This is a genomic window from Blautia sp. CAG:237, assembly GCF_000436615.1.
Taxonomy (GTDB): Bacteria; Bacillota; Clostridia; order Lachnospirales; family Lachnospiraceae; genus Blautia_A; species Blautia_A intestinihominis.
The window spans coordinates 1-20,652 of the sequence record NZ_FR886748.1 but is presented as its reverse complement, the minus strand read 5'-3'; the positions used below and the strand labels follow the sequence as shown (position 1 = coordinate 20,652).

The 20,652-nt window shown below is 45.6% G+C and carries 17 protein-coding genes; 1 reads left to right on the top strand and 16 read right to left on the bottom strand.

From position 1 onward, the window contains the following. From QZL69_RS09865 to QZL69_RS09815, 11 genes are all read right to left on the bottom strand, one after another. Window positions 1–302: 23S rRNA (pseudouridine(1915)-N(3))-methyltransferase RlmH (locus QZL69_RS09865; protein WP_291519260.1), on the bottom strand; the 302-nt coding region annotated here is incomplete at its 3' end. Further along, entirely contained in the window at window positions 302–3,115 is a 2,814-nt protein-coding gene (locus tag QZL69_RS09860; protein WP_022215045.1) for an FtsK/SpoIIIE family DNA translocase, read from the bottom strand. The genes QZL69_RS09860 and QZL69_RS09865, both read right to left, overlap by 1 nt. Before the next feature lie 203 nt (window positions 3,116–3,318). Then, entirely contained in the window at window positions 3,319–4,209 is an 891-nt protein-coding gene (locus tag QZL69_RS09855) for an undecaprenyl-diphosphate phosphatase (protein ID WP_022215044.1), read from the bottom strand. A gap of 178 nt (window positions 4,210–4,387) precedes the next feature. Beyond that, window positions 4,388–5,782, bottom strand: coding sequence for an NADPH-dependent glutamate synthase (gene gltA, locus QZL69_RS09850; protein WP_022215043.1), 1,395 nt, complete (start codon window positions 5,780–5,782; stop codon window positions 4,388–4,390). Beyond that, window positions 5,782–6,669: a sulfide/dihydroorotate dehydrogenase-like FAD/NAD-binding protein gene (locus QZL69_RS09845; RefSeq protein WP_022215042.1), complete on the bottom strand. Its 888-nt coding sequence runs from the start codon at window positions 6,667–6,669 to the stop codon at window positions 5,782–5,784. The genes gltA and QZL69_RS09845 overlap by 1 nt, the downstream gene beginning before the upstream one ends. Window positions 6,670–6,786: 117 nt before the next feature. Continuing rightward, window positions 6,787–7,509 (bottom strand): ClpP family protease, encoded by a 723-nt coding sequence (locus tag QZL69_RS09840; protein WP_022215041.1) that lies wholly within the window; start codon window positions 7,507–7,509, stop codon window positions 6,787–6,789. A gap of 72 nt (window positions 7,510–7,581) precedes the next feature. Continuing rightward, window positions 7,582–8,310 carry a YebC/PmpR family DNA-binding transcriptional regulator gene (locus QZL69_RS09835; RefSeq protein WP_022215040.1) on the bottom strand — a complete coding sequence of 243 codons (729 nt, stop codon included), beginning with the start codon at window positions 8,308–8,310 and terminating at the stop codon, window positions 7,582–7,584. A gap of 117 nt (window positions 8,311–8,427) precedes the next feature. After that, window positions 8,428–8,775: a type II toxin-antitoxin system PemK/MazF family toxin gene (locus QZL69_RS09830; RefSeq protein ID WP_022215039.1), complete on the bottom strand. Its 348-nt coding sequence runs from the start codon at window positions 8,773–8,775 to the stop codon at window positions 8,428–8,430. A 119-nt stretch (window positions 8,776–8,894) separates the two neighbouring features. Beyond that, window positions 8,895–10,061, bottom strand: a complete 1,167-nt coding sequence (gene alr / locus QZL69_RS09825) for an alanine racemase (RefSeq protein ID WP_022215038.1) — start codon at window positions 10,059–10,061, stop codon at window positions 8,895–8,897. A gap of 57 nt (window positions 10,062–10,118) precedes the next feature. Next, complete coding sequence (locus tag QZL69_RS09820) at window positions 10,119–11,711, bottom strand: bifunctional ADP-dependent NAD(P)H-hydrate dehydratase/NAD(P)H-hydrate epimerase (protein ID WP_022215037.1); 1,593 nt, start codon at window positions 11,709–11,711, stop codon at window positions 10,119–10,121. Window positions 11,712–11,804: 93 nt separating this feature from the next. Then, entirely contained in the window at window positions 11,805–12,461 is a 657-nt protein-coding gene (locus QZL69_RS09815; RefSeq protein ID WP_022215036.1) for a redox-sensing transcriptional repressor Rex, read from the bottom strand. Window positions 12,462–12,619: 158 nt separating this feature from the next. Here QZL69_RS09815 and abc-f point away from each other — a divergent pair, with 158 nt between their 5' ends. Continuing rightward, complete coding sequence (abc-f, locus tag QZL69_RS09810) at window positions 12,620–14,542, top strand: ribosomal protection-like ABC-F family protein (protein WP_022215035.1); 1,923 nt, start codon at window positions 12,620–12,622, stop codon at window positions 14,540–14,542. Between the two features lie 42 nt (window positions 14,543–14,584). On the opposite strand, the gene QZL69_RS09805 is transcribed toward abc-f, so the two are convergent. The 5 genes from QZL69_RS09805 to QZL69_RS09785 form a co-directional block, all read right to left on the bottom strand. Then, window positions 14,585–15,793: an NADP-dependent isocitrate dehydrogenase gene (locus QZL69_RS09805; protein ID WP_022215034.1), complete on the bottom strand. Its 1,209-nt coding sequence runs from the start codon at window positions 15,791–15,793 to the stop codon at window positions 14,585–14,587. A 136-nt stretch (window positions 15,794–15,929) separates the two neighbouring features. Beyond that, the gene (locus QZL69_RS09800; protein ID WP_022215033.1) at window positions 15,930–16,766 is read right to left on the bottom strand and encodes a S8 family peptidase; all 837 of its coding nucleotides are present in this window, start codon (window positions 16,764–16,766) and stop codon (window positions 15,930–15,932) included. 368 nt (window positions 16,767–17,134) lie between these two features. After that, window positions 17,135–18,973 (bottom strand): glutamine--fructose-6-phosphate transaminase (isomerizing), encoded by a 1,839-nt coding sequence (glmS, locus tag QZL69_RS09795; RefSeq protein WP_022215031.1) that lies wholly within the window; start codon window positions 18,971–18,973, stop codon window positions 17,135–17,137. 149 nt (window positions 18,974–19,122) lie between these two features. Further along, window positions 19,123–19,524 carry a helix-turn-helix domain-containing protein gene (locus QZL69_RS09790; RefSeq protein WP_022215030.1) on the bottom strand — a complete coding sequence of 134 codons (402 nt, stop codon included), beginning with the start codon at window positions 19,522–19,524 and terminating at the stop codon, window positions 19,123–19,125. Between the two features lie 134 nt (window positions 19,525–19,658). Further along, entirely contained in the window at window positions 19,659–20,210 is a 552-nt protein-coding gene (locus QZL69_RS09785) for a hypothetical protein (RefSeq protein ID WP_022215029.1), read from the bottom strand. Between the last annotated feature and the right edge of the window lie 442 nt (window positions 20,211–20,652).

Genomic DNA, 20,652 nt, shown 5'->3' with positions numbered 1-20,652 from the left:
CTCTTTCCCTCTACTCCAAGCTGTCCGATCTTCTGTGACAGCTGTACAGAATCCAGCATTTTGCCGTCGATCGCAAGCGCGATCACATAGTCATTGTCACGGATGTGCTTCATCAGACGCTCTGCCTCTGTCGCCTTGATCTGTTCGTTCAATGCATCAGAAGCCTTATCCGGTGTCTTCTCATCCGGAACCTGGCAGAATGTCAGTTTGCAGTAACGGCTTAAACGCTTTGCATACTCAGCAATGCCGTCATTCAGATATTTTTCTTTGATCTTACCAACTGTTAAAATACGGATTTCCATTATACGTTATGTTCCTCTATATAAGTTTCAAATTCTTCCATGGACATCAGGACCTTACGTGGCTTCGTGCCTTCCTCCGGACCGACCACGCCGGCATCAGAAAGCTGGTCCATGATCCTTGCTGCCCTGTTAAAGCCGATCTTGAACATTCTCTGCAACATACCGATCGAAGCTCTTTCTTTCTCAATGATGAATTTGCCTGCATCCACAAAGTAGATATCATTCTCATCATTTCCACCGGAAGAACCGCCTGAGAGGCTGATCGTATTTACCTGCTGCTCGATCTGCGGATTATATGTCACCTTCGGATTCTTATCCGCAAGGAATTCCACAATGCTGCTGACTTCCTCATCGGAGACAAAAGCCCCCTGCAGTCTGGCCGGTTTCTGATATCCCTGCGGATAAAACAGCATATCACCTTTTCCGAGCAGCTTCTCTGCACCGTTCATATCGAGGATCGTTCGTGAATCGACGCCAGAGGAAACAGAGAATGCAATCCTCGACGGCATATTCGCCTTGATCAGTCCTGTGATGACATTGACAGACGGTCTCTGCGTCGCAATGATCAGATGGATGCCTGCTGCACGTGCAAGCTGTGCCAGACGGCAGATCGCATCCTCTACCTCTCCCGGTGCGACCATCATAAGGTCCGCAAGCTCGTCTACGATGATCACGATCTGCGGCATCGGTTTCTGCGGGGTTCCACCCTCCGGAACTGCCATGTTACTGATCTTGCGGTTATATTCACCCAGATTTCGAACGCCATACTCAGCAAAAGTATTATAACGACTCATCATCTCGGACACTGCCCAGTTGAGTGCTCCTGCAGCTTTCTTTGGGTCTGTGACGACCGGGATGAACAGATGCGGGATGCCATTATAGACACTTAACTCAACTACCTTCGGGTCGATCATGATAAGCTTGACTTCCTCCGGCGATGCTTTGTACAGAATACTGATGATCAGTGTATTGATACATACAGATTTACCGGAACCGGTCGCACCTGCGATCAGAAGGTGCGGCATCTTGGCAATATCTGTGACTACCGGTTTGCCCGCAATATCCTTACCTACAGCAAAGGACAGTTTGGATTTCGCCCCCTGAAATTCCTGGGACTGCAGGATTTCCCGGAGCATGACCGCATGATTTTCCTTATTAGGGACCTCGATCCCTACAGCAGCCTTGCCCGGGATCGGAGCCTCGATACGGATATCCGGAGTCGCAAGATTCAGTTTGATATCATCTGCGAGATTGACGATCTTGCTTACCTTGACTCCCATCTCCGGCTGTAATTCATAACGGGTTACGGTAGGACCGCAGCTCACATTTGTGATTGTGACATTCACGCCAAAGTTGTGCAGGGTTTCCTGTAGTTTCTTAGCTGTCTTGCGAAGATGTGCATCAGAGTCTCCCTGCGATTTGCCATCTCCACGTTTCAGAAGTTTCAGCGGTGGATAATGGTATTCCTTTGGAATTTCTGAAGGTGCGGAAGTAATTTCTTTCTGAATATTGGTAATACCACTCTGGATTTCCTGCTCAGAAGATTTCGGATTCTTTTTCTGAGATGTCGTAGATTCTGCGGCCGGCTGTTCTGCTGTCTGCACCTCTGCCGTATGTTCCGGCTGAACCTCTCTCTTAAGCTGTTCCTGCCAGTCAGCTCCCTGATATGCGTCCTCTTCTTCATCTGGCATTTCTTCTACCGGTTCGCTCTGAATCTCCGGTATTATGGTTTCTGGAATTTCTTCTTCTGGTTCATCCTGATATGCAGCAGGAATTTCTTCTTTCTCCATCGGTGCTTCCTGTCTGGAAAAATCCGGAAAAGCAGGAGCTGAATTCTCATCCTCAGAATCTCTGACTGCTTCTGCTCTCTGAATCCTGAATTCCAGCTGTCCCTGACTGCTTTCCTCCGTCTTGACAGATTCCTGCGGAAGTGGCATCTCCTCTGCCGGAAGCGGTGTCAGTTCCGGCTTCGCAGGCGGTGTCAGTTTGGTTCCCTCAAGAAATTCATGTTTCCTTGATTTCTGTTCAGGCTCGTCCTCATCATCTGCTTCTTCTGTAAGTGCTTCCTTCAGAGCTTTCATACGCTCTGCCTGTCTCTGTTCCCTGCGTAGTTTCCTTTCCTGCTGGCGGAGTTCTCTCCTGAGATCTCTTTCCGGCTGTCCTTCCATATAACGCTCGTGACCGCCTCTTGCCAGCTCACAGATCCCGTCCCAGACGCGAAAGATAAATCCGAAGAAAGATTTCTGCGTAACCAGGATCATCGTAATTAACAATACAAGCAGAATAATCACACATCCGCCAACCACACCAAATGCGGAAGTGGTTGAAATACAGATCGCGCCTCCGATCACACCGCCTCCCGTATGGTATTCGGACGAAATTCTGTAATATTCCGAAAAGGTAGTGTCTGCCATATATCCCTCTGTCAGAAGCTGGATCAGACCGCACAGGAAGATCCAGAATATAATTCCTGCCAGAACTTTCTTATATGCAAGCAGATTTTTCCTGTTGGATATAAGAAATACTGCACATCCAAAAAGCAAAACCGGAAAAAGATATGCCAGAAGCCCCATAATTCCAAAAGATGCCTTACTGATACTGCCTCCAACAGTTCCTCCCATCCCAAGATTGCTGATGATCAGAATCACTGAAGCCGCAAAGAAAATCCAGAGAATAATCTCTGTCTGGAATCCACTGGTAACTCCCTGCTTCTTTGTAGTCGTTTTCTTTGCAGCTGCTTTCTTTCCGGCGGTTTTTCTCCTGGAAGTGGCCTTGGTGGTTCCTCTTCTGTTACTTTGTTTCTTTGCTGCCATTTCGGGCACCCTCCTACTATTTCAACTCACAGCTATAGCTTCACGAAGTCTGAAGCCCCGGCTGCCTAAAGCATATAATGTTACTGTTCACTCCGTTCACAGTAACTTGGTCAAAATGCATTCCAAATCACCTTCGGTGATGGCATTTTGCCCTGTATGTCTCGGGATTTTGCCATATTCATGGCAAAACGCCTCGCGGAATACTACCTGTGAATAGTAACCACATAATTCATGATCAGTGTCACAAAACCGATCACAAAACAATAAATAGCAAATCCACGAAATCTGCCTTTCTGAACAAGCTTCAGACAATAGCGGATCACAAAAGATGCCACAATACCTGAAATAACCATTCCGAGTACATAAGTAAAACCAAGCCCTACTGTCATAGCAGGCGAACCAAACTGTCCCAGTTCCATAACCAGTGATCCCAGAATTGCCGGAATAGATAAAATATAAGAATATTTCACTGCAAAAGTACGGCTGAACCCGCTCATCAGTCCTGCACTGATCGTCAGACCACTTCTGGAAAGTCCCGGAAAGACAGAAAGTCCCTGGCTGATTCCAATCCACATTGCATTAGAAAGACTTGCATCCTTGGCAGCCTTCGTACCGCCTGCCCGGCTGAGGTCGATCACAAGCAGGACAATTCCTGTGATCAGAAGTCCTGCACTTGAAACCAGAGTGGAATCTGCGACCAGCACAACCAGTCTCCTTGACGTATATCCCAGAAACATCGTCGGGATCATGGAAACAAAAAGCAGCACGACAAACTTACGATATGTATTGCTGATGATTCTGGCATAATGAAGCTGCTTGCCGGTTCTTTTGTTGTAGAAATACAAATGAAAATTTCCTACGATATCCATGGTCATGTCCAGAATCTCGTAAAGAATGTGCCTGATATCCTTCTGAAAAGTCATAAACACAGCACCGAGAGTACCCACATGCAGCATGGCTTCCAGCAAAACACCAGCATTATGATCCATTCCAAAAAAATTCTCAAGAATACTGAGATGTCCGAAACTGCTTACAGGAAGAAACTCTGTAATTCCCTGTACAATAGCTAATAAAATAACATATAAAACTGTCATACTCTTTTCCTTTTCTTTTCATACAGTCTGTGTCTTATTGTTACTGTTGCGACACATCAACACTGGTCAGTATAACATATTTTTTTTTAACTTACAAGTTTCCAAACATTTGTTTGTAAAACAAAAAAATCCCGATCAGCTCAACATGGAGTTGACCGGGATTTCCTGCATTTAAATATTATTTATTTTTGAGATATTCATCGATACCTCTGGCTCCAGCTTTACCTGCTCCCATGGCAAGGATAACAGTAGCTGCACCTGTAACGGCATCACCGCCGGCATATACGCCGTCTTTGGATGTCTTACCGGTTTCTTCCTCAGCAACGATACATCTTCTCTTGTTGATCTCAAGTCCCTTGGTTGTAGAAGAGATCAGCGGGTTCGGGGAAGTACCAAGTGACATGATAACAGTATCTACATCCATGTCATACTCAGATCCTGGGATTTCTACAGGACGACGTCTTCCGGAAGCATCCGGCTCGCCGAGTTCCATCTTGACAACCTTCATACCGTTTACATGTCCGCTCTCATCAACAAGGATTTCCTTCGGATTGGTAAGAAGATCAAAAATAATTCCCTCTTCCTTAGCGTGATGAACTTCCTCTGCTCGTGCAGGAAGCTCTGCTTCACTTCTTCTGTATACGATATGTACTTCTGCACCAAGTCGCAGAGCTGTTCTTGCAGCATCCATTGCTACGTTACCACCGCCGACAACGGCAACTTTCTTGCCTGCTGCGATCGGTGTATCATAAGAATCATCGAATGCTTTCATCAGGTTGCTTCTTGTCAGGTATTCGTTTGCGGAGAATACGCCGCTTGCGTTCTCTCCCGGGATTCCCATGAACATCGGAAGACCTGCACCGGAGCCGATGAATACAGCTTCAAATCCTTCGTCCTCGATCAGCTGGTCGATAGTTGTGGATTTACCGATGACAACGTTTGTTTCGAATTTAACGCCAAGTTCTTTGACTTTTTCGATTTCTTTCTTAACGACTTTCTGTTTTGGAAGACGGAATTCCGGGATACCATAAACAAGAACGCCGCCGAGCTCATGAAGAGCCTCGAATACAGTTACATCATAACCTGCTTTTGCAAGATCTCCTGCACAGGTAAGTCCGGACGGACCGGAACCGATAACTGCAACTTTGTGTCCATTCTTAACTTCTGCTCCAGCTGGTTTGATGTCATGCTCCAGAGCGTAGTCAGCAACGAATCTCTCCAGTTTACCGATGGAAACAGCCTCGCCCTTCTTACCGCGGATACACTGTCCCTCACACTGGGATTCCTGTGGACATACACGACCGCAGATAGCCGGAAGAGCGGAAGATAATCCGATCACCTTGTATGCTTCTTCGATGTTGCCTTCTTTGATCTGCTCGATGAATCCTGGAATGTTGATGGATACCGGACATCCCTCTACACATTTCGGTTTCTTGCAGCCTAAACATCTCTGTGCTTCTTCTACTGCTTCTTCCTGATTGTATCCAAGACAAACTTCTTCAAAGTTTGTTGCACGTACCTTCGGATCCTGCTCTCTTACAGGAACTTTATTTAACATTTTTGCATCTGCCATTACTTGTCACCTCCGCACTGTCCGCATCCGCCGTGATGGGTATCGCCTTCCTGAAGCTTCAGTAATGCACGTCCCTCTTCGGTCTTGTACATCTGGCTTCTCTTCATAGCCTGATCGAAATCAACGAGATGTCCGTCGAATTCCGGTCCGTCTACGCAGGCAAATTTGATCTCATCGCCAACCTGAAGACGGCAGGCACCGCACATACCTGTTCCGTCAACCATGATCGGGTTCATGCTGACAATGGTATGGATACCAAGCTTCTTGGTAAGGAGACAGACGAATTTCATCATGATCATCGGTCCAATCGCAACACAGACATCATAGCTCTTACCTTCATTTGTAACAAGGTCTTCGAGAGTCTTGGTTACCATACCGGAACGGCCGTAAGATCCGTCGTCTGTTGTAACATAAAGGTTGGAAACAGCCGCAAGTTCTTTCTCAAGGATCACCATGTCCTTAGTCTTGGAGCCAAGGATCACATCTGCGGTGATTCCGTGCTCATGGAGCCATTTTACCTGTGGGTAAACAGGTGCTGTACCAACACCTCCGGCAACGAATACCATTTTTTTCTTCTTGAGTTCTTCGATGTCTTCATGAACGAACTCAGAAGGACATCCCAGAGGTCCTACGAAGTCACGGAAAGAATCTCCTGCTTTTAATTCGGACATCTTGATTGTGGATGCTCCGACTTCCTGGAACACGATGGTAATAGTTCCTTCTTCACGATCGTAATCGCAGATGGTAAGTGGAATTCTCTCACCCTTCTCGTCCATCTTAACAATAATGAACTGTCCTGGCTGACAATGGCTTGCTACACGCGGTGCATGTACGACCATGAGATGGATCTTGGCTGCCAGTGTTTCGGCTTTTAAAATCTTATACATTGTTCCCCTCCTAGCGTATATTCATTCAATCCTCTATTAATAATACGCTAAAATTGCTTCTATTACAAGGGGAATATTCAAAACCATACTAAATATGCATGCTTTTTCATAGTATTTTTACAAAAAAAGCCCTTTTAAGCCTCTTTTTTCTTCTATCATCTGATGCAATTTTCCAAGTGCTTCACGGATTCCGCCAACTTCATCGATCAGGCCCTCCCTTACAGTTTCCTCCCCTTCCAGAAGCGTTCCGACATCTTTTACAAGCTGACTGGTATCCAGCATCAATTCTTCGAGACGTCGCTGTGACGCTCTGGAATGTGAAGCAATAAAACTGGTGATACGGTCCTGGATCTTTTCCATATTGCGGTACGTCTGGGCAACGCCGATGAACATGCCGCTGGAACGGACCGGATGGATGACCATCGTCGCACTCGGCACGACAAAAGAATAATCCGCAGATACAGCCATCGGAACTCCGATGGAATGCCCGCCTCCGAGTACAAGAGAAACGGTAGGAACACTTAAAGACGCGATCATCTCCGCGATCGCAAGTCCTGCCTCCACATCACCGCCGACCGTGTTCAGAAGGATCAGAAGGCCCTCGATCTCCTCATCATCCTCGATCATCGCAAGTTTTGGCAGCACATGTTCATACTTGGTCGTCTTGCTCTGCGAAGGAGCCGCATCGTGCCCTTCCACCTCACCGATGATCGTCAGAAGTTCAATCTTATGATTTCTCCTGTTCTGATCCAGCGTCACCTCTCCGGTCTCTTTGATCTCTTTATTCTCCTGCTCTCTCCGGTCAAGCTCTTTCTGTTTTTCGTCATTTTTTTCGGACATAAAAATACCTCCATGTGATTGTTCATGGAGGTATTCTGTGTAAACATATGGATTTTTATACGTTGTACGAGATCATTCGTCCCAGTTTGTCCAGACATCTGTGACGTCATCATCTTCATCGAGGAGGTCCAGAGTCTTCTGAAGGTTCTTGATATCCTTCTCGTCTGTAAGCTCTACGTATGTCTGTGGAACCATGGCAACCTGTGCCTCAAGCATCGGTACGCCAGCCTGCTCCAGTGCTTCTCTTACTGCGCTGAAATCATCCGGAGCGGTAAGTACTTCGTAGCTGTCTTCTTCTTCGCTGAAATCCTCTGCGCCTGCATCCAGTGCAGTCATCATCAGATCGTCAGCATCCATCTCGCACTCTTCTTTGTCGATGATGATCTGACCTTTCTGGTCGAACATGAAGGATACACATCCCTGTGTTCCGATGCTTCCATATCCCTTGGTGAAAGCGTTTCTTACGTTACTTGCTGTACGGTTCTTGTTGTCAGTCAGAGTCTCAACGATGATCGCAACACCGTTCGGACCATAACCTTCATAAGTAGCATGCTCGTAGTTGTCAGCAGAATCAGCACCTGCTGCCTTCTTGATACCACGGTCGATCGTATCGTTCGGCATGTTGTTTGCTTTTGCTTTCGCGATAACATCACGAAGTTTGCTGTTGTTGTTCGGATCCGAACCGCCAGCTTTGACTGCCATAACGATTTCACGACCGATCACGGTAAAGATCTTACCTTTTTTTGCATCATTTTTTTCTTTTTTATGCTTGATGTTCGCAAATTTTGAATGTCCTGACATTTCTCTCGTTCTCCTTTTGTTTCTTATCTTTTTGTAAACCCTGCTAAAAAGCCGGTAAACCTGCATAATTACTGATAAAATATAGCACTTTCCTTCGGATTCGTCAAGAATAACTGCTCAAAAAGTAAGCTCCAGGCTGATTTCCAGCGCATGGTTCACCTTATCAAGCATCGCCTGGTCAAGATGACAGACTTTATCCTTGAGTCTCCGCTTGTCGATCGTCCGCAGTTGTTCCAGAAGGATCACCGAATCCCTCTCAATGCCATACGCAGACGCATCGATCTCTATATGTGTCGGCAGCTTCGCCTTGTTCATCTTTGATGTAATTGCTGCACAGATCACAGTCGGGCTGTGCCGGTTGCCGACATCATTCTGAATGATCAGCACCGGACGGATCCCGCCCTGCTCGCTTCCGACCACAGGCCGCAGATCTGCATAAAAGATATCCCCTCTTTTAATTACCACACAATTCACACTCCGATTCTTCTGTTACTGTCTGTTTATGACAGCTCCATTCTTTTTCTCAGAAATTAGTATTTCCATTTTTTTCTCGTGTATACATGTGTGGTATTTTACGCTGTTTTCTAGTTAAAGAAGGTCAGCTCTCCCCATTCTTTGCCGTCTTTGATGTAGACTCTCGGCACTCGTTTACTGATATCACAGGCAAATTCATAGGAAAAACGTCCGGAAAGATCACCAAACTTCTCAATGCTTATGAACTCCTTGCCGTCTTTTCCGATCAGAGTCACTTCATCTCCGGCCTTTGCGTCCGGGATCTTTGTGATATCTACCATGAACTGATCCATGCAGACTCTTCCAAGGATCGGTGCCTTTTTGCCGTGGATCAGAACCCATCCCTTATTGGAAAGAGAACGCGGATAGCCGTCTGCGTATCCCACCGGGATCGTTGCGACTTTCATTTCTTTCTTGGCAGTAAACGTTCCGCCATAGCTGAACGCCGCTCCTGGTTCCACGGTTTTGATGTAAGAAATATGGCTCTTGAGTTCCATTGCCGGGATCAGTTTCACGATATCTCTCTCCACTTCATTGGAAGGATAGATTCCATAGATCGTAATACCCGCACGGACTGCATTTAAGTTTGCCTCCGGCACACGGATGATCCCTGCGCTGTTAGAGCAGTGCTTCATCGGAATCTGAATGCCTGCATCCTCCAGAAGTTTTGCAAAATTCAGATAACGGTTAAGCTGGTCGATCGCCGGGCTTCTGTCTGTCTCGTCTGCTCTTGCAAAATGAGTGAACATTCCCTCGATCTTCAGATTTGGAAGCTGGGAGATCTTTTTGATCTCTTCGACACTTTCCTGTCTGTCTGCAAATCCAATACGGCTCATACCGGTATCAAGACCGATATGGATATGTACATCTCTTCCCTGACGCTGCGCTTCTTCTGAAAGTTTCTGTGCCATCTCATAGGTGCAGACAGTTAAACGGATCTCCTTTGCGATCATTTGTGTGAAATATTCTTCAAAAACGATTCCAAGGATCAGAATCGGTTTTTTCACACCAAAGGTACGAAGCTGCAATGCTTCCTCCGGTGTCGCAACTGCAAATCCCCAGATATAGTCATAGTCTTCGATCAGACGTGCGATCGCCTCTGCGCCATGTCCATATCCGTCTGCCTTGATGACAGCAACGATCTTGGTACCCTTGGCAATGTTTTTCTTCATCTCTGCAAAGTTATGTGCGATCGCATCCAGGGATACGACGGCCTTTACTCTTTCGAATTTTTTCATGATCTTTATCTCCTTACTGCGTAATGCAATTATTTTTATCTGGATTTTTGAAACTTATCAGAGTTCCTGCATAGTTTCTCTGTCTTTAAGAACTTTCGCCGCTGCCCGCGCAATGTCTCCGGCTTTCATTCCGTAAGTGCCTTTTTCCTCGACAGCCTTATCTCCTGCCAGCCCGTGAAGGAATACGCCAAAAGCCGCCTGCTTTGCCAGATCCACCGTATTCTCCGGATCTGAACGGAATGCACACAGAACCCCTGCCAGGATCCCCGACAGGACATCCCCGCTTCCCGCAGTCGCCATTCCTGGATTCCCGCTTTGATTGATCCAGCAAAAATCCCTCTTCGGATCTGCAACAACAGTCACTGCATCTTTGAGCACACAGACCACGCCATTTTCCCTTGCAAAATTCGATGCTGTCCAAATGAGATTTTGCTGAATTTCCGGTATGGAGAGTGCCCGATCCGCTGCTTCTGAAAACAATCCGCTATTTTTAGAAGTCATAAAATTTTCACTCAGCCGACTCGTCTCGCCAAGATGCGGCGTACAGATCACCTGGCTGTGCTGAAGATATTTCTTCCACTCCGGATGTTTCGAGAGCAGGTTCAGTCCATCCGCATCCATGATCACAGGTTTCCCCATTCTCTGCGCATGGGCAAGATAAAATTCTGTTTTCCGTGCACTTTTCTCAGACTGTCCAAGTCCTGGTCCGATCACCACAATGTCGCACCAGTGCATTGCATTAACCCATGCTTCGTTGCCGCCAGCATCATCTGCAAACATCGCCTCCGGAAGAAGCGTCTGCAGTGGAATGCGATTCTCCTCATCCGTCAGGATCTTGACCATCCCGGCTCCGGCAGCGAAGGCGCCCTCTGCACAGAGATACGCTGCCCCGCACATTCCTTTGCTTCCGGCAACGACAAGAACCTTGCCAAACGTACCCTTGTTCCCATTCGCGGCGCGCAGAGGAAGCTTCTGGAGATCTTTTTTCTCAAGTGCCGCTTTCTGTGTCGGAAGATCCGGATTCTCGTAGATGCCGACATCTGCTACAACAATTTTTCCCGCAAAATTTTTGCCTGGATAAAAACACAAGCCTGTTTTACGGAATGCAAACGTCACCGTCAGATCCGCACGAAATGCGATTCCAAGCTCTCTGCCCGTGTTGCTGCATACCCCGGACGGCAGATCTACCGCCACTTTCCATGCAGAAACCTCGTTCAAAGCCTGAATGACTTCTCTGTATTTTCCTTCGATCGAGCGGTCAAGCCCAACGCCGAAGATGGCATCTACTATAGTAGTATATTCTCCTGCTGCCAGGTTATTCACCAGAGGAACCTGATAATTCTCTGCGATCTTAAGCTGGCGGCGTGTTTCCTTTGTGCGGTGATCCGGATTTCCGAGCATATAGATTTCCGCGTTATATCCATGCAGATGCAGGATCCTGGCGATCGCGACTCCGTCTCCGCCGTTGTTCCCGCCTCCGCAGACGCACAAGATCCGCTGTTTCTGTGACATTTCCGCAAAATGTCCTTCCATTGCATCCACAACAGCCAGTGCCGCCCGTTCCATCAGCACACAGGACGGAACTCCCATTCCGGTAATGGTGCAGCCATCCAGTGCTTTCATTTCCGATCCGCCTACAATTCGTTTCATCTGATATCTCCTCGATATACGATACAAAGCAAAAAGCTGTTACGCAGCCGCCTTCATTAAGGAGCCGGGTAACAGCCTCTTGCTGTCCTCATGTTATGATTGCTGCTCTTCCACGTGTTCCTGACGATATTGACTGAGATTGTAAGATAACGTCATCAGACTCTCAGAAAGATGTACGTTCTCTACAATGACATCCTCCGGAGTCTCCAGATCGATATGTGCAAAATTCCAGATTGCCTTGATACCATTCTCGATCAGGATATCTGCCATATCCTTCGCCTTGTTCTTCGGCAGTGTGAGAATCGCAATCTCAATATTCTTCTCTCTGAGGAAGAATGGGAGATTACTGATCATCTGGATCTCAATTCCACGGACCGCGATGCCCTCCAGTACCGGATTGACATCAAAAATCCCTTCCAGCTTAAAGCCACGTTTTTCAAAGTCAACGTAATTGGCAAGTGCCTGTCCAAGATTACCGGCACCGATGATGATCATCGGATGTACCTCATCCAGTCCAAGGATCTTACCGATTTCTGTATAGAGATATTTCACATTATAACCGTATCCCTGCTGCCCAAATCCTCCAAAATTATTCAAATCCTGGCGGATCTGCGATGCTGTGACACGCATTTTCTTACTAAGATCATTGGAAGATATACGTTCAACATTGTCTTCCAGTAACTCGCCAAGATAGCGATAATACCGGGGCAGTCTCTTAATTACAGCTTTTGATATCTGTTTTGCTTCCACCGTTGTCCCCTCCTTATACTTTCCTGTTAATTATACCGAAATGTTATTTTATTGTCAATCAATGTTGTCAAATCTATACAATTTTTGAGGAAATTTCCTTTACAAAGCCATCATTTAACCTTATAATCATAGCGTATATTGACTTTGGAGGAATATTTATGATTTTATCGTGTCAGGGCATCAGCAAATCTTTTGGCGAAAAAGTCATTTTGAACGATGCCTCATTTCATATAGAAGAGCGTGAAAAAGCCGCTCTCATCGGCAACAACGGAGCAGGTAAGACAACCCTTCTCCGTATTATAATGAATGAAATTTCTGCGGATTCCGGTCAGGTCGTTCTGATGAAGGACAAGAAGATCGGTTATCTCGCACAGTATCAGGATGTCAGCGGACACCGCACCGTCTATGAGGAACTGCTCACAACCAAGCAGTACATCATCGACATGGAAGACCGCATGCGTGCGATCGAAGTCCAGATGAAAAACGCTTCCGGCGAGGAACTTGACCGTCTGATGAACACCTACACCCGCCTGACCCACGAATTTGAGCTGGAAAACGGCTATGCCTACAAGAGCGAGCTGATGGGTGTCCTCAAGGGTCTTGGCTTTACGGACGAAGATTTTGCCAAACAGGTCGAAACTCTCTCCGGTGGACAGAAGACCCGTGTCGCTCTTGGTAAACTCCTGATCTCCAAGCCGGACATTCTTCTCCTCGATGAGCCGACCAACCACCTCGACATGGAGAGTATTTCCTGGCTGGAAACTTATCTTCTGAATTATCCGGGTGCTGTATTTATCGTCTCCCATGACCGTTATTTCCTTGATAAAGTTGTAACGAAGGTCATTGAGATCGATGCCGCCCAGGTCCGCATGTACAGTGGCAATTACTCCGCTTACGCCGAAAAGAAAGCACAGCTTCGTGACGCACAGTACAAGGCTTACCTTAACCAGCAGAGAGACATCAAGCACCAGGAAGCCGTCATCGTCAAGCTGAAATCCTTCAACCGTGAGAAATCCATCCGCCGCGCAGAAAGCCGTGAAAAAATGCTCGGTAAGATCCAGCGGATCGAGAAACCGACCGAGGTCCAGAGCCAGATGCGGCTTTCTCTGGAACCGAGAGTTGTCAGTGGAAACGATGTTCTCACGGTAGAAGAACTTTCCAAGAGCTTTCCGGAGCAGACACTTTTTACCGATATCTCTTTCCAGATCAAACGTGGTGAGCGCGTTGCCCTGATTGGAAACAACGGTACCGGCAAGACGACCATGCTCAAGATCCTCAACGATCTTATCCCGGCAGACTCAGGAACTTTTTCCCTGGGCTCCAAGGTTCAGATCGGATATTATGACCAGGAACACCATGTACTCCACGCGGAGAAGACGATCTTTGAGGAAATTTCCGATACTTACCCGACACTTACCGAGACAGAGATTCGAAACATGCTCGCCGCCTTCCTCTTTACCGGTGATGATGTTTTCAAAGTGATCTCCTCTCTCTCCGGTGGTGAGCGCGGCCGTGTTTCCCTCGCGAAGCTGATGCTCTCCGAGGCAAACTTCCTGATCCTCGATGAGCCGACCAACCACCTTGATATCGCTTCCAAAGAAATCCTCGAAGAAGCGCTGAACAGTTACACCGGTACGGTCTTTTATGTTTCTCATGACCGATATTTCATCAACCAGACCGCGACCAGGATCCTGGAACTGACCAATCAGGCCGTTGTCAACTATATCGGTGATTACGATTACTACCTTGAGAAAAAAGAAGAACTCACTGAGAAATACGCTCCGGTGCAGCAGGAAACTGTAACTGTGCAGGAAACCGCACCAGCCACAGCATCTGAAGGAAAGCTCACCTGGCAGCAGCAGAAAGAAGAACAGGCACGTAAGCGTAAGCAGGAAGCAGAACTTAAGAAAACAGAAGCGCGGATCGAAGAACTCGAAACCCGCGATAAAGAAATCGATGAAACACTGGTTCTCCCGGATGTCTGCACCAACGTCGGACGCTGTGCAGAACTCAGCCGCGAAAAAGACAAAATCCAACAAGAACTTGAAGAACTCTACGAAAAATGGGAAACCCTGGCGTAATGCCTTGGGTTTCCCATTTTTATCTTTTGATGTATTTTTAAATTAAAGTAATGTATCCAGAGTCTCTCTGATCGCAAGGATAAACTGCTCGCTGTTCAGTACGGTCGGATTCTCAATGCTGGTGATCAGTGCCAGGTCTTTGGTCATCTTTCCGGATTCGATGGTGGAAAGAGTTGCTTCTTCCAGTTTGTCTGCGAACTGTGCAAGTTTCTGATTTCCATCGAGTTCCCCACGTTTGCGTAGTGCTCCTGTCCATGCAAAGATGGTTGCAACGGAGTTTGTGGAAGTCTCGCCGCCCTCCAGATGACGATAATAATGTCTCTGTACCGTTCCGTGAGCAGCTTCATACTCATAGTATCCGTTCGGAGAAACAAGAACAGATGTCATCATCGCAAGAGAACCAAATGCAGAAGATACCATATCACTCATAACATCTCCATCGTAGTTCTTGCATGCCCAGATAAATCCACCCTCTGCTTTCATGACACGGGCTACGATATCATCGATCAGGCTGTAGAAGTAAGTAAGACCTGCTTCCTCGAATTTCTCCTTGAACTCATTGTCAAATACTGTCTGGAAGACCTGTTTAAATTTGGCATCGTAAGTCTTGGAAATGGTATCCTTCGCGCCAAACCATACATCCTGCTTGGTATCCAGTGCATAGTTGAAGCAGCTTCTTGCAAAACTCTCAATAGAAGCTTCCATGTTGTGCATACCCATGGCAACTCCCGGAGCCTTGAATTCCTGTACCAGAGCACGTTTCTCTTCTCCATCCTCGGAAGTATAGACAAGCTCTACTTTACCCGGTTTGTCAACGTACATCTCTGTGTTCTTGTAAATGTCCCCATATGCGTGACGTGCAAGAGTGATCGGTTTCTTCCAGTTGCGTACGCATGGCTCGATTCCCTTTACTACGATCGGGGCACGGAATACAGTTCCGTCCAGAATCGCACGGATTGTTCCGTTCGGGCTCTTGTACATTTTCTTGAGGTCGTATTCTTCCATACGTGCGTGGTTTGGAGTGATGGTCGCACATTTAACTGCAACACCATATTTTTTGGTTGCTTCTGCTGCATCGATGGTTACCTGGTCATCGGTATCATTGCGGTGTGCAAGACCAAGGTCATAGTATTCTGTATTCAGATCAATATACGGAAGTAATAATTCGTCCTTGATCATCTTCCAGAGAATTCTGGTCATCTCATCTCCGTCCATTTCGACTAACGGCGTTGTCATCTGAATTTTTGTCATAATGTTCTCCTCTCTGCATATCACTGGTTTGCTGTCGCTATTTACAGCAACGATTTGTTCCATTGTAACGAAAAAAATCATTCCCGTCAATACTTTCAGGCTTTACCAAAGTAAATTCTGCGAATTTTCCTGAAAATCACAGCGAAAGGAACTTTTTACAGTTAAATTTTCCCCATCCCTGCTGATTTTTCGGAAGACCGAGGTCGTCTGCGCTGTCGCGGAGCATCATCTTGATATCTACGTTGGTGAGCATGGGATCTTTTTCCAGTGCAAGTGCCGCCGCCCCGGAGATCATTGGCGTGGACATCGACGTACCGCTTTTCATTCCATACGTATTTCCTGCCCCGGCCGCACACGACATGATCCGGCGTCCCGGTGCCACCAGATCCGGTTTACAGACACACTCAAACGTCGGCCCTCGCCCGGAGATTCCCTCTTTTCCCATAAGCATATCGCTGGAACCCACCGTGATCACCTTTTTGCTGCACCCCGGAGCAGTGATACTGCCCGGCTCCGGTCCCTGGTTTCCCGCTGCCGCAACGACCACCAGTCCCTGATCCCAGAGCTGTTCCACGCCGCGCACCAGAACATCCTTGTCATTCCTGGTACGATATGTCGTGCCGACAGAAATATTCACCACTCGGATCCTGTACTCCTCCCGATGGTTCATAAGCCACTGAAACGCCGCCAGGATATCCTCCTTATTGCCGTTTCCAAAACGATCCAGCACCTTAAGCCCGATCAGCGAACATCCCGGTGCCATCCCTTTGTACTTTCCCATAGAAGCCGCTCCGCTGCCTCCTAAGATCCCCGCCACACACGTTCCATGACCATTATCATCGTAAGGTAATTTCCTGTATGATATAAAATCTGCAAAAGCATAAATACGATCACCAAAATCCATATGAGGATAAATTCCCGTATCAAAAAGTGCCACACCAACCCCTTTTCCGGTATAAGCTGACTGCTTCATGAATATACTCCTTATAAATGGACTTATTTTAGTGTATTCCGGATATCTGTGGATTGCTTCGCAATAAAGCATTTCTCCCAATTCCATGTATAACTTTCGAAAAAATGCCAATACTGAAAGCCATAGGAAATAAAAGGAGGCTTTTTTATGCTGATACTCTTTCTTGTACTCTTTTTTCTGCTGCAGGCGCTCGTACTCTTCTGCTGCCTCGCCGCCGGGAACGATCCCGCATCCCAGAAAATTTCCGATCAGGAACAGATGGATTATATCAGACGGTGGATGGAGAAGCATTCCGGGTCATGAATATAAAAAATCGAGGGTATAACAGCCATTTGTGACTATTGTACCCTCTGTTTTTCTTTTTACTATTATTCTACTGTAACACTCTTGGCAAGGTTTCTCGGCTTATCTACATCAAGACCCTTTGCAACACTTACATAGTATCCCAGAAGCTGTAACGGGATCACAGCAAGAGAAGTTGCAAAGTATGGATCTGTCTTTGGAATATAAACAGTGAAATCTGCAGTATCTTCGATGTTATAGTTTCCAAAAGTAGTCATTCCCATCAGATATGCTCCACGGCTCTTGCATTCTACCATATTGCTGACTGTTTTTTCATAAAGATCCGGCTGAGTGAGGACACCGATCACCAGTGTTCCATCCTCGATCAGAGAAATCGTTCCGTGTTTCAGCTCACCTGCAGCATATGCCTCTGAATGGATGTAGCTTACTTCTTTCATCTTGAGGCTGCCTTCCATGCTGATTGCATAGTCGATTCCACGACCTACGAAGAAAGTATCATGTGCGTTTGCCTGCTTGGACGCAAACCACTGAATGCGCTCCTTGTCATCAATGATTCTCTGGATTTTCTCCGGAAGAGTCTGAAGTTCTTTGATGTATCCTGTGTACTGCTCCTCTGTGATCTGCTCTCTTACCAGCGCGAACTGGATTGCCAGTACATAAGATGCCATCATCTGTGTACTGTAAGCTTTGGTTGTCGCAACAGAAATTTCCGGTCCCGCAAGTGTATAGAATACATTATCTGCTTCACGGGCAATAGAAGATCCCACAACATTTACGATCGCAAGCGTTCTGATTCCATGATCCTTACACAGTCTCAGTGCTGCAAGGCTGTCTGCGGTCTCTCCGGACTGGCTGATCACGATCGCCAGTGCATGAGGATCCAGAATCGGATTACGATAACGGAATTCAGACGCAAGTTCCACACGAACCGGAATTCTTGCCATATCTTCGATCACATACTGTGCAGCCATTCCTACATGATACGCAGAGCCACAGGCAACGATATAAATCTGGGAAATATCTTTGATCTCATCCTCTGCCAGACCGACTTCTGCCAGATCGATCCTGCCATCCTTCAGAACAGAGTTCAGTGTATCCTGTACAACTTTTGGCTGCTCATGGATCTCTTTCATCATGAAATGCTCGAATCCAGCTTTTTCTGCTGCTTCTGCATCCCAGTCGATCACTTTCATCTTCTTCTCGATTTCTTCCCCATCAAGGTTGTAGAAAGTAATCTCACCCTTACGTACACGGGCCATCTCCATATTGCCGATATAATAAACATTTCTGGTATATTTCAGGATAGCCGGAACATCAGAAGCAATATAAGCTTCTCCATCCTCCACACCAAGGATCATCGGGCTGTCCTTTCTTGCGACATAAATTTCTTCCGGATAATCACGGAACATGATAGCAAGTGCATAAGATCCACGGATACGGACCATAGAATGATTGATTGCATCTACCGGAGTTCCCTCATATTTCTTATAGTAGTAGTCAATCAGTTTCACGGCTACTTCTGTATCTGTCTCTGAATAGAATGTATATCCTTTACGTGTCAGTTTATCCTTCAGTTCCTGGTAATTCTCAATGATTCCGTTATGTACGGCAACGATATTTCCATCATCGCTGACATGCGGATGTGCATTGTTCTCAGAAGGTTCTCCATGAGTTGCCCAACGTGTATGACCAATACCGCAGGTACCCGGAACAGACTCACCGCCATTTGTCTTCTCAGCAAGTCCCCTCAGACGTCCCTTTGCCTTAATAACTGTGGTCTCACCTTCACCATCACGCACAGCAATTCCTGCTGAATCATAACCACGATATTCCAGTTTAGAAAGACCATCTAACAGAATCGGCGCCGCCTGATGATTACCTGTAAACCCTACAATTCCACACATAAATATATCTCCTCTTTTTCATTTCACTTTTGCATTGATAAATTCAATTTTTGCTCTATGATAACATACAACAGGCGATAATTCAATCATTTTTACATTATTAACCGTTTTGATTGCATTTTATGCATGTGCTGTTGAAGATTTTCCTGTCAGAACTTCTCCTGAAACTGAGTTAACATCTGTAGGTAAACTTTCAGCAAATGCCGCTTGGATGGTGTACATTTTCTGTAGAGCATCAGCAATTCCTGTTCTTCTTTGCTTATATTTTCTATGGTTTCATCACATGGTTCTATCAGTAAATCTGAAATAGGAATATCCAGTGCATTGCACAGTTTGTACACCGTATACATATATGGCTTTGTCTTGCCCGCCAGAAGTGAATGAATTGTTGAAGTTGATATATCTGCCCCTTTCGCCAGAGTATACCTTGAAATTCCTCTCATCTTACAGATCTTATCAACATTCTGGATCAGTTCCTTGCTCTTTTCCTCCGGATTGTATCTTCCCGGTCTTTTTTCTGTGTGTTTTTGTGGAATCTTCTTTTCGCTCAATTGATTTCCCTTCCTCTCCTGTATCATTAAGAAGCATAAAAAAGCCTCTATAATAAATACGAGGGAAATCGCGAAAAATCACGCGGGAATTTAAAAAAATTTATTTTTCTTGCATTTTTATTCGTTATATCGAATTATTCATCCTTTGAAATATAATTAAATTGAATCATTTTTATGCAATTAATCAACTCTTCTATCTGTTCATCCATGAAACATATTCTTAAATATTCATCCAAAATTTGCGCATATTTTCTCTCATTGTCATCCAGCCTTTCTATTTTTAGCACCCTTCCATTAGAAGCGGGTACTAATCCCAATAATATATATTTGCCAGGATTATTTACATATTTATTAAATAATTCCTGATAAAACTTTTGTACTAAATAATTTTGTCTATTTAAAGGAAGATCCATATAAATAATGCCGCAGGGTAAATTTCCCATATTGCTCACACATGCTACTCTATTTTTTACCGGTTCATATGCATCAATAATTTTTTGATTAACCGCATATATGCGATTAAATAACCGTGCTAACTCATGATTTTTCTTGTATATTAACTCTTCATAGGAAGTATCATTAAATTCTTGATTTCTAATCGCTTTTTCTAGTTCTTCTATTTTTAATTCATCTCTTAATTCTTCCAGACAATGAATTAAATTTTTATTTTCATTAATCAAATCCATAACTGTTCCCCTCTGCAATAAGTTTTCTCATACTGGTCACTACCCTCGTTTAACTATCGCATTCCCAAATACCAATGGAAACAGAAACTTCTGCCTCCAAAATCCTTACACCTACTTTCTTTTACTTTGACCGGTCTTTCTACTTTTGCTTAATATTGCATTGGCACATATTTGTGTTAAAGGCTCTCCTATTGCTTCTTTATAATTGAATCCCAAAAGCTGGATTGCTTTTAATACATCAACACAAATCAACTCTTTTAGCTGCTGATACATTTCAACATCCGTCCCCGGACTCATCTCTTTAATTATATCCAACACTAATTCTACTGTTTTATGTAAATGTTCTATATAAAGAATGTAACGCTCTCCTGCCAATAACCGACAGGAGTTATTATTGCAATCATAAGTGAATTAAAAACTCTATCCTCACATGACTGAAGTC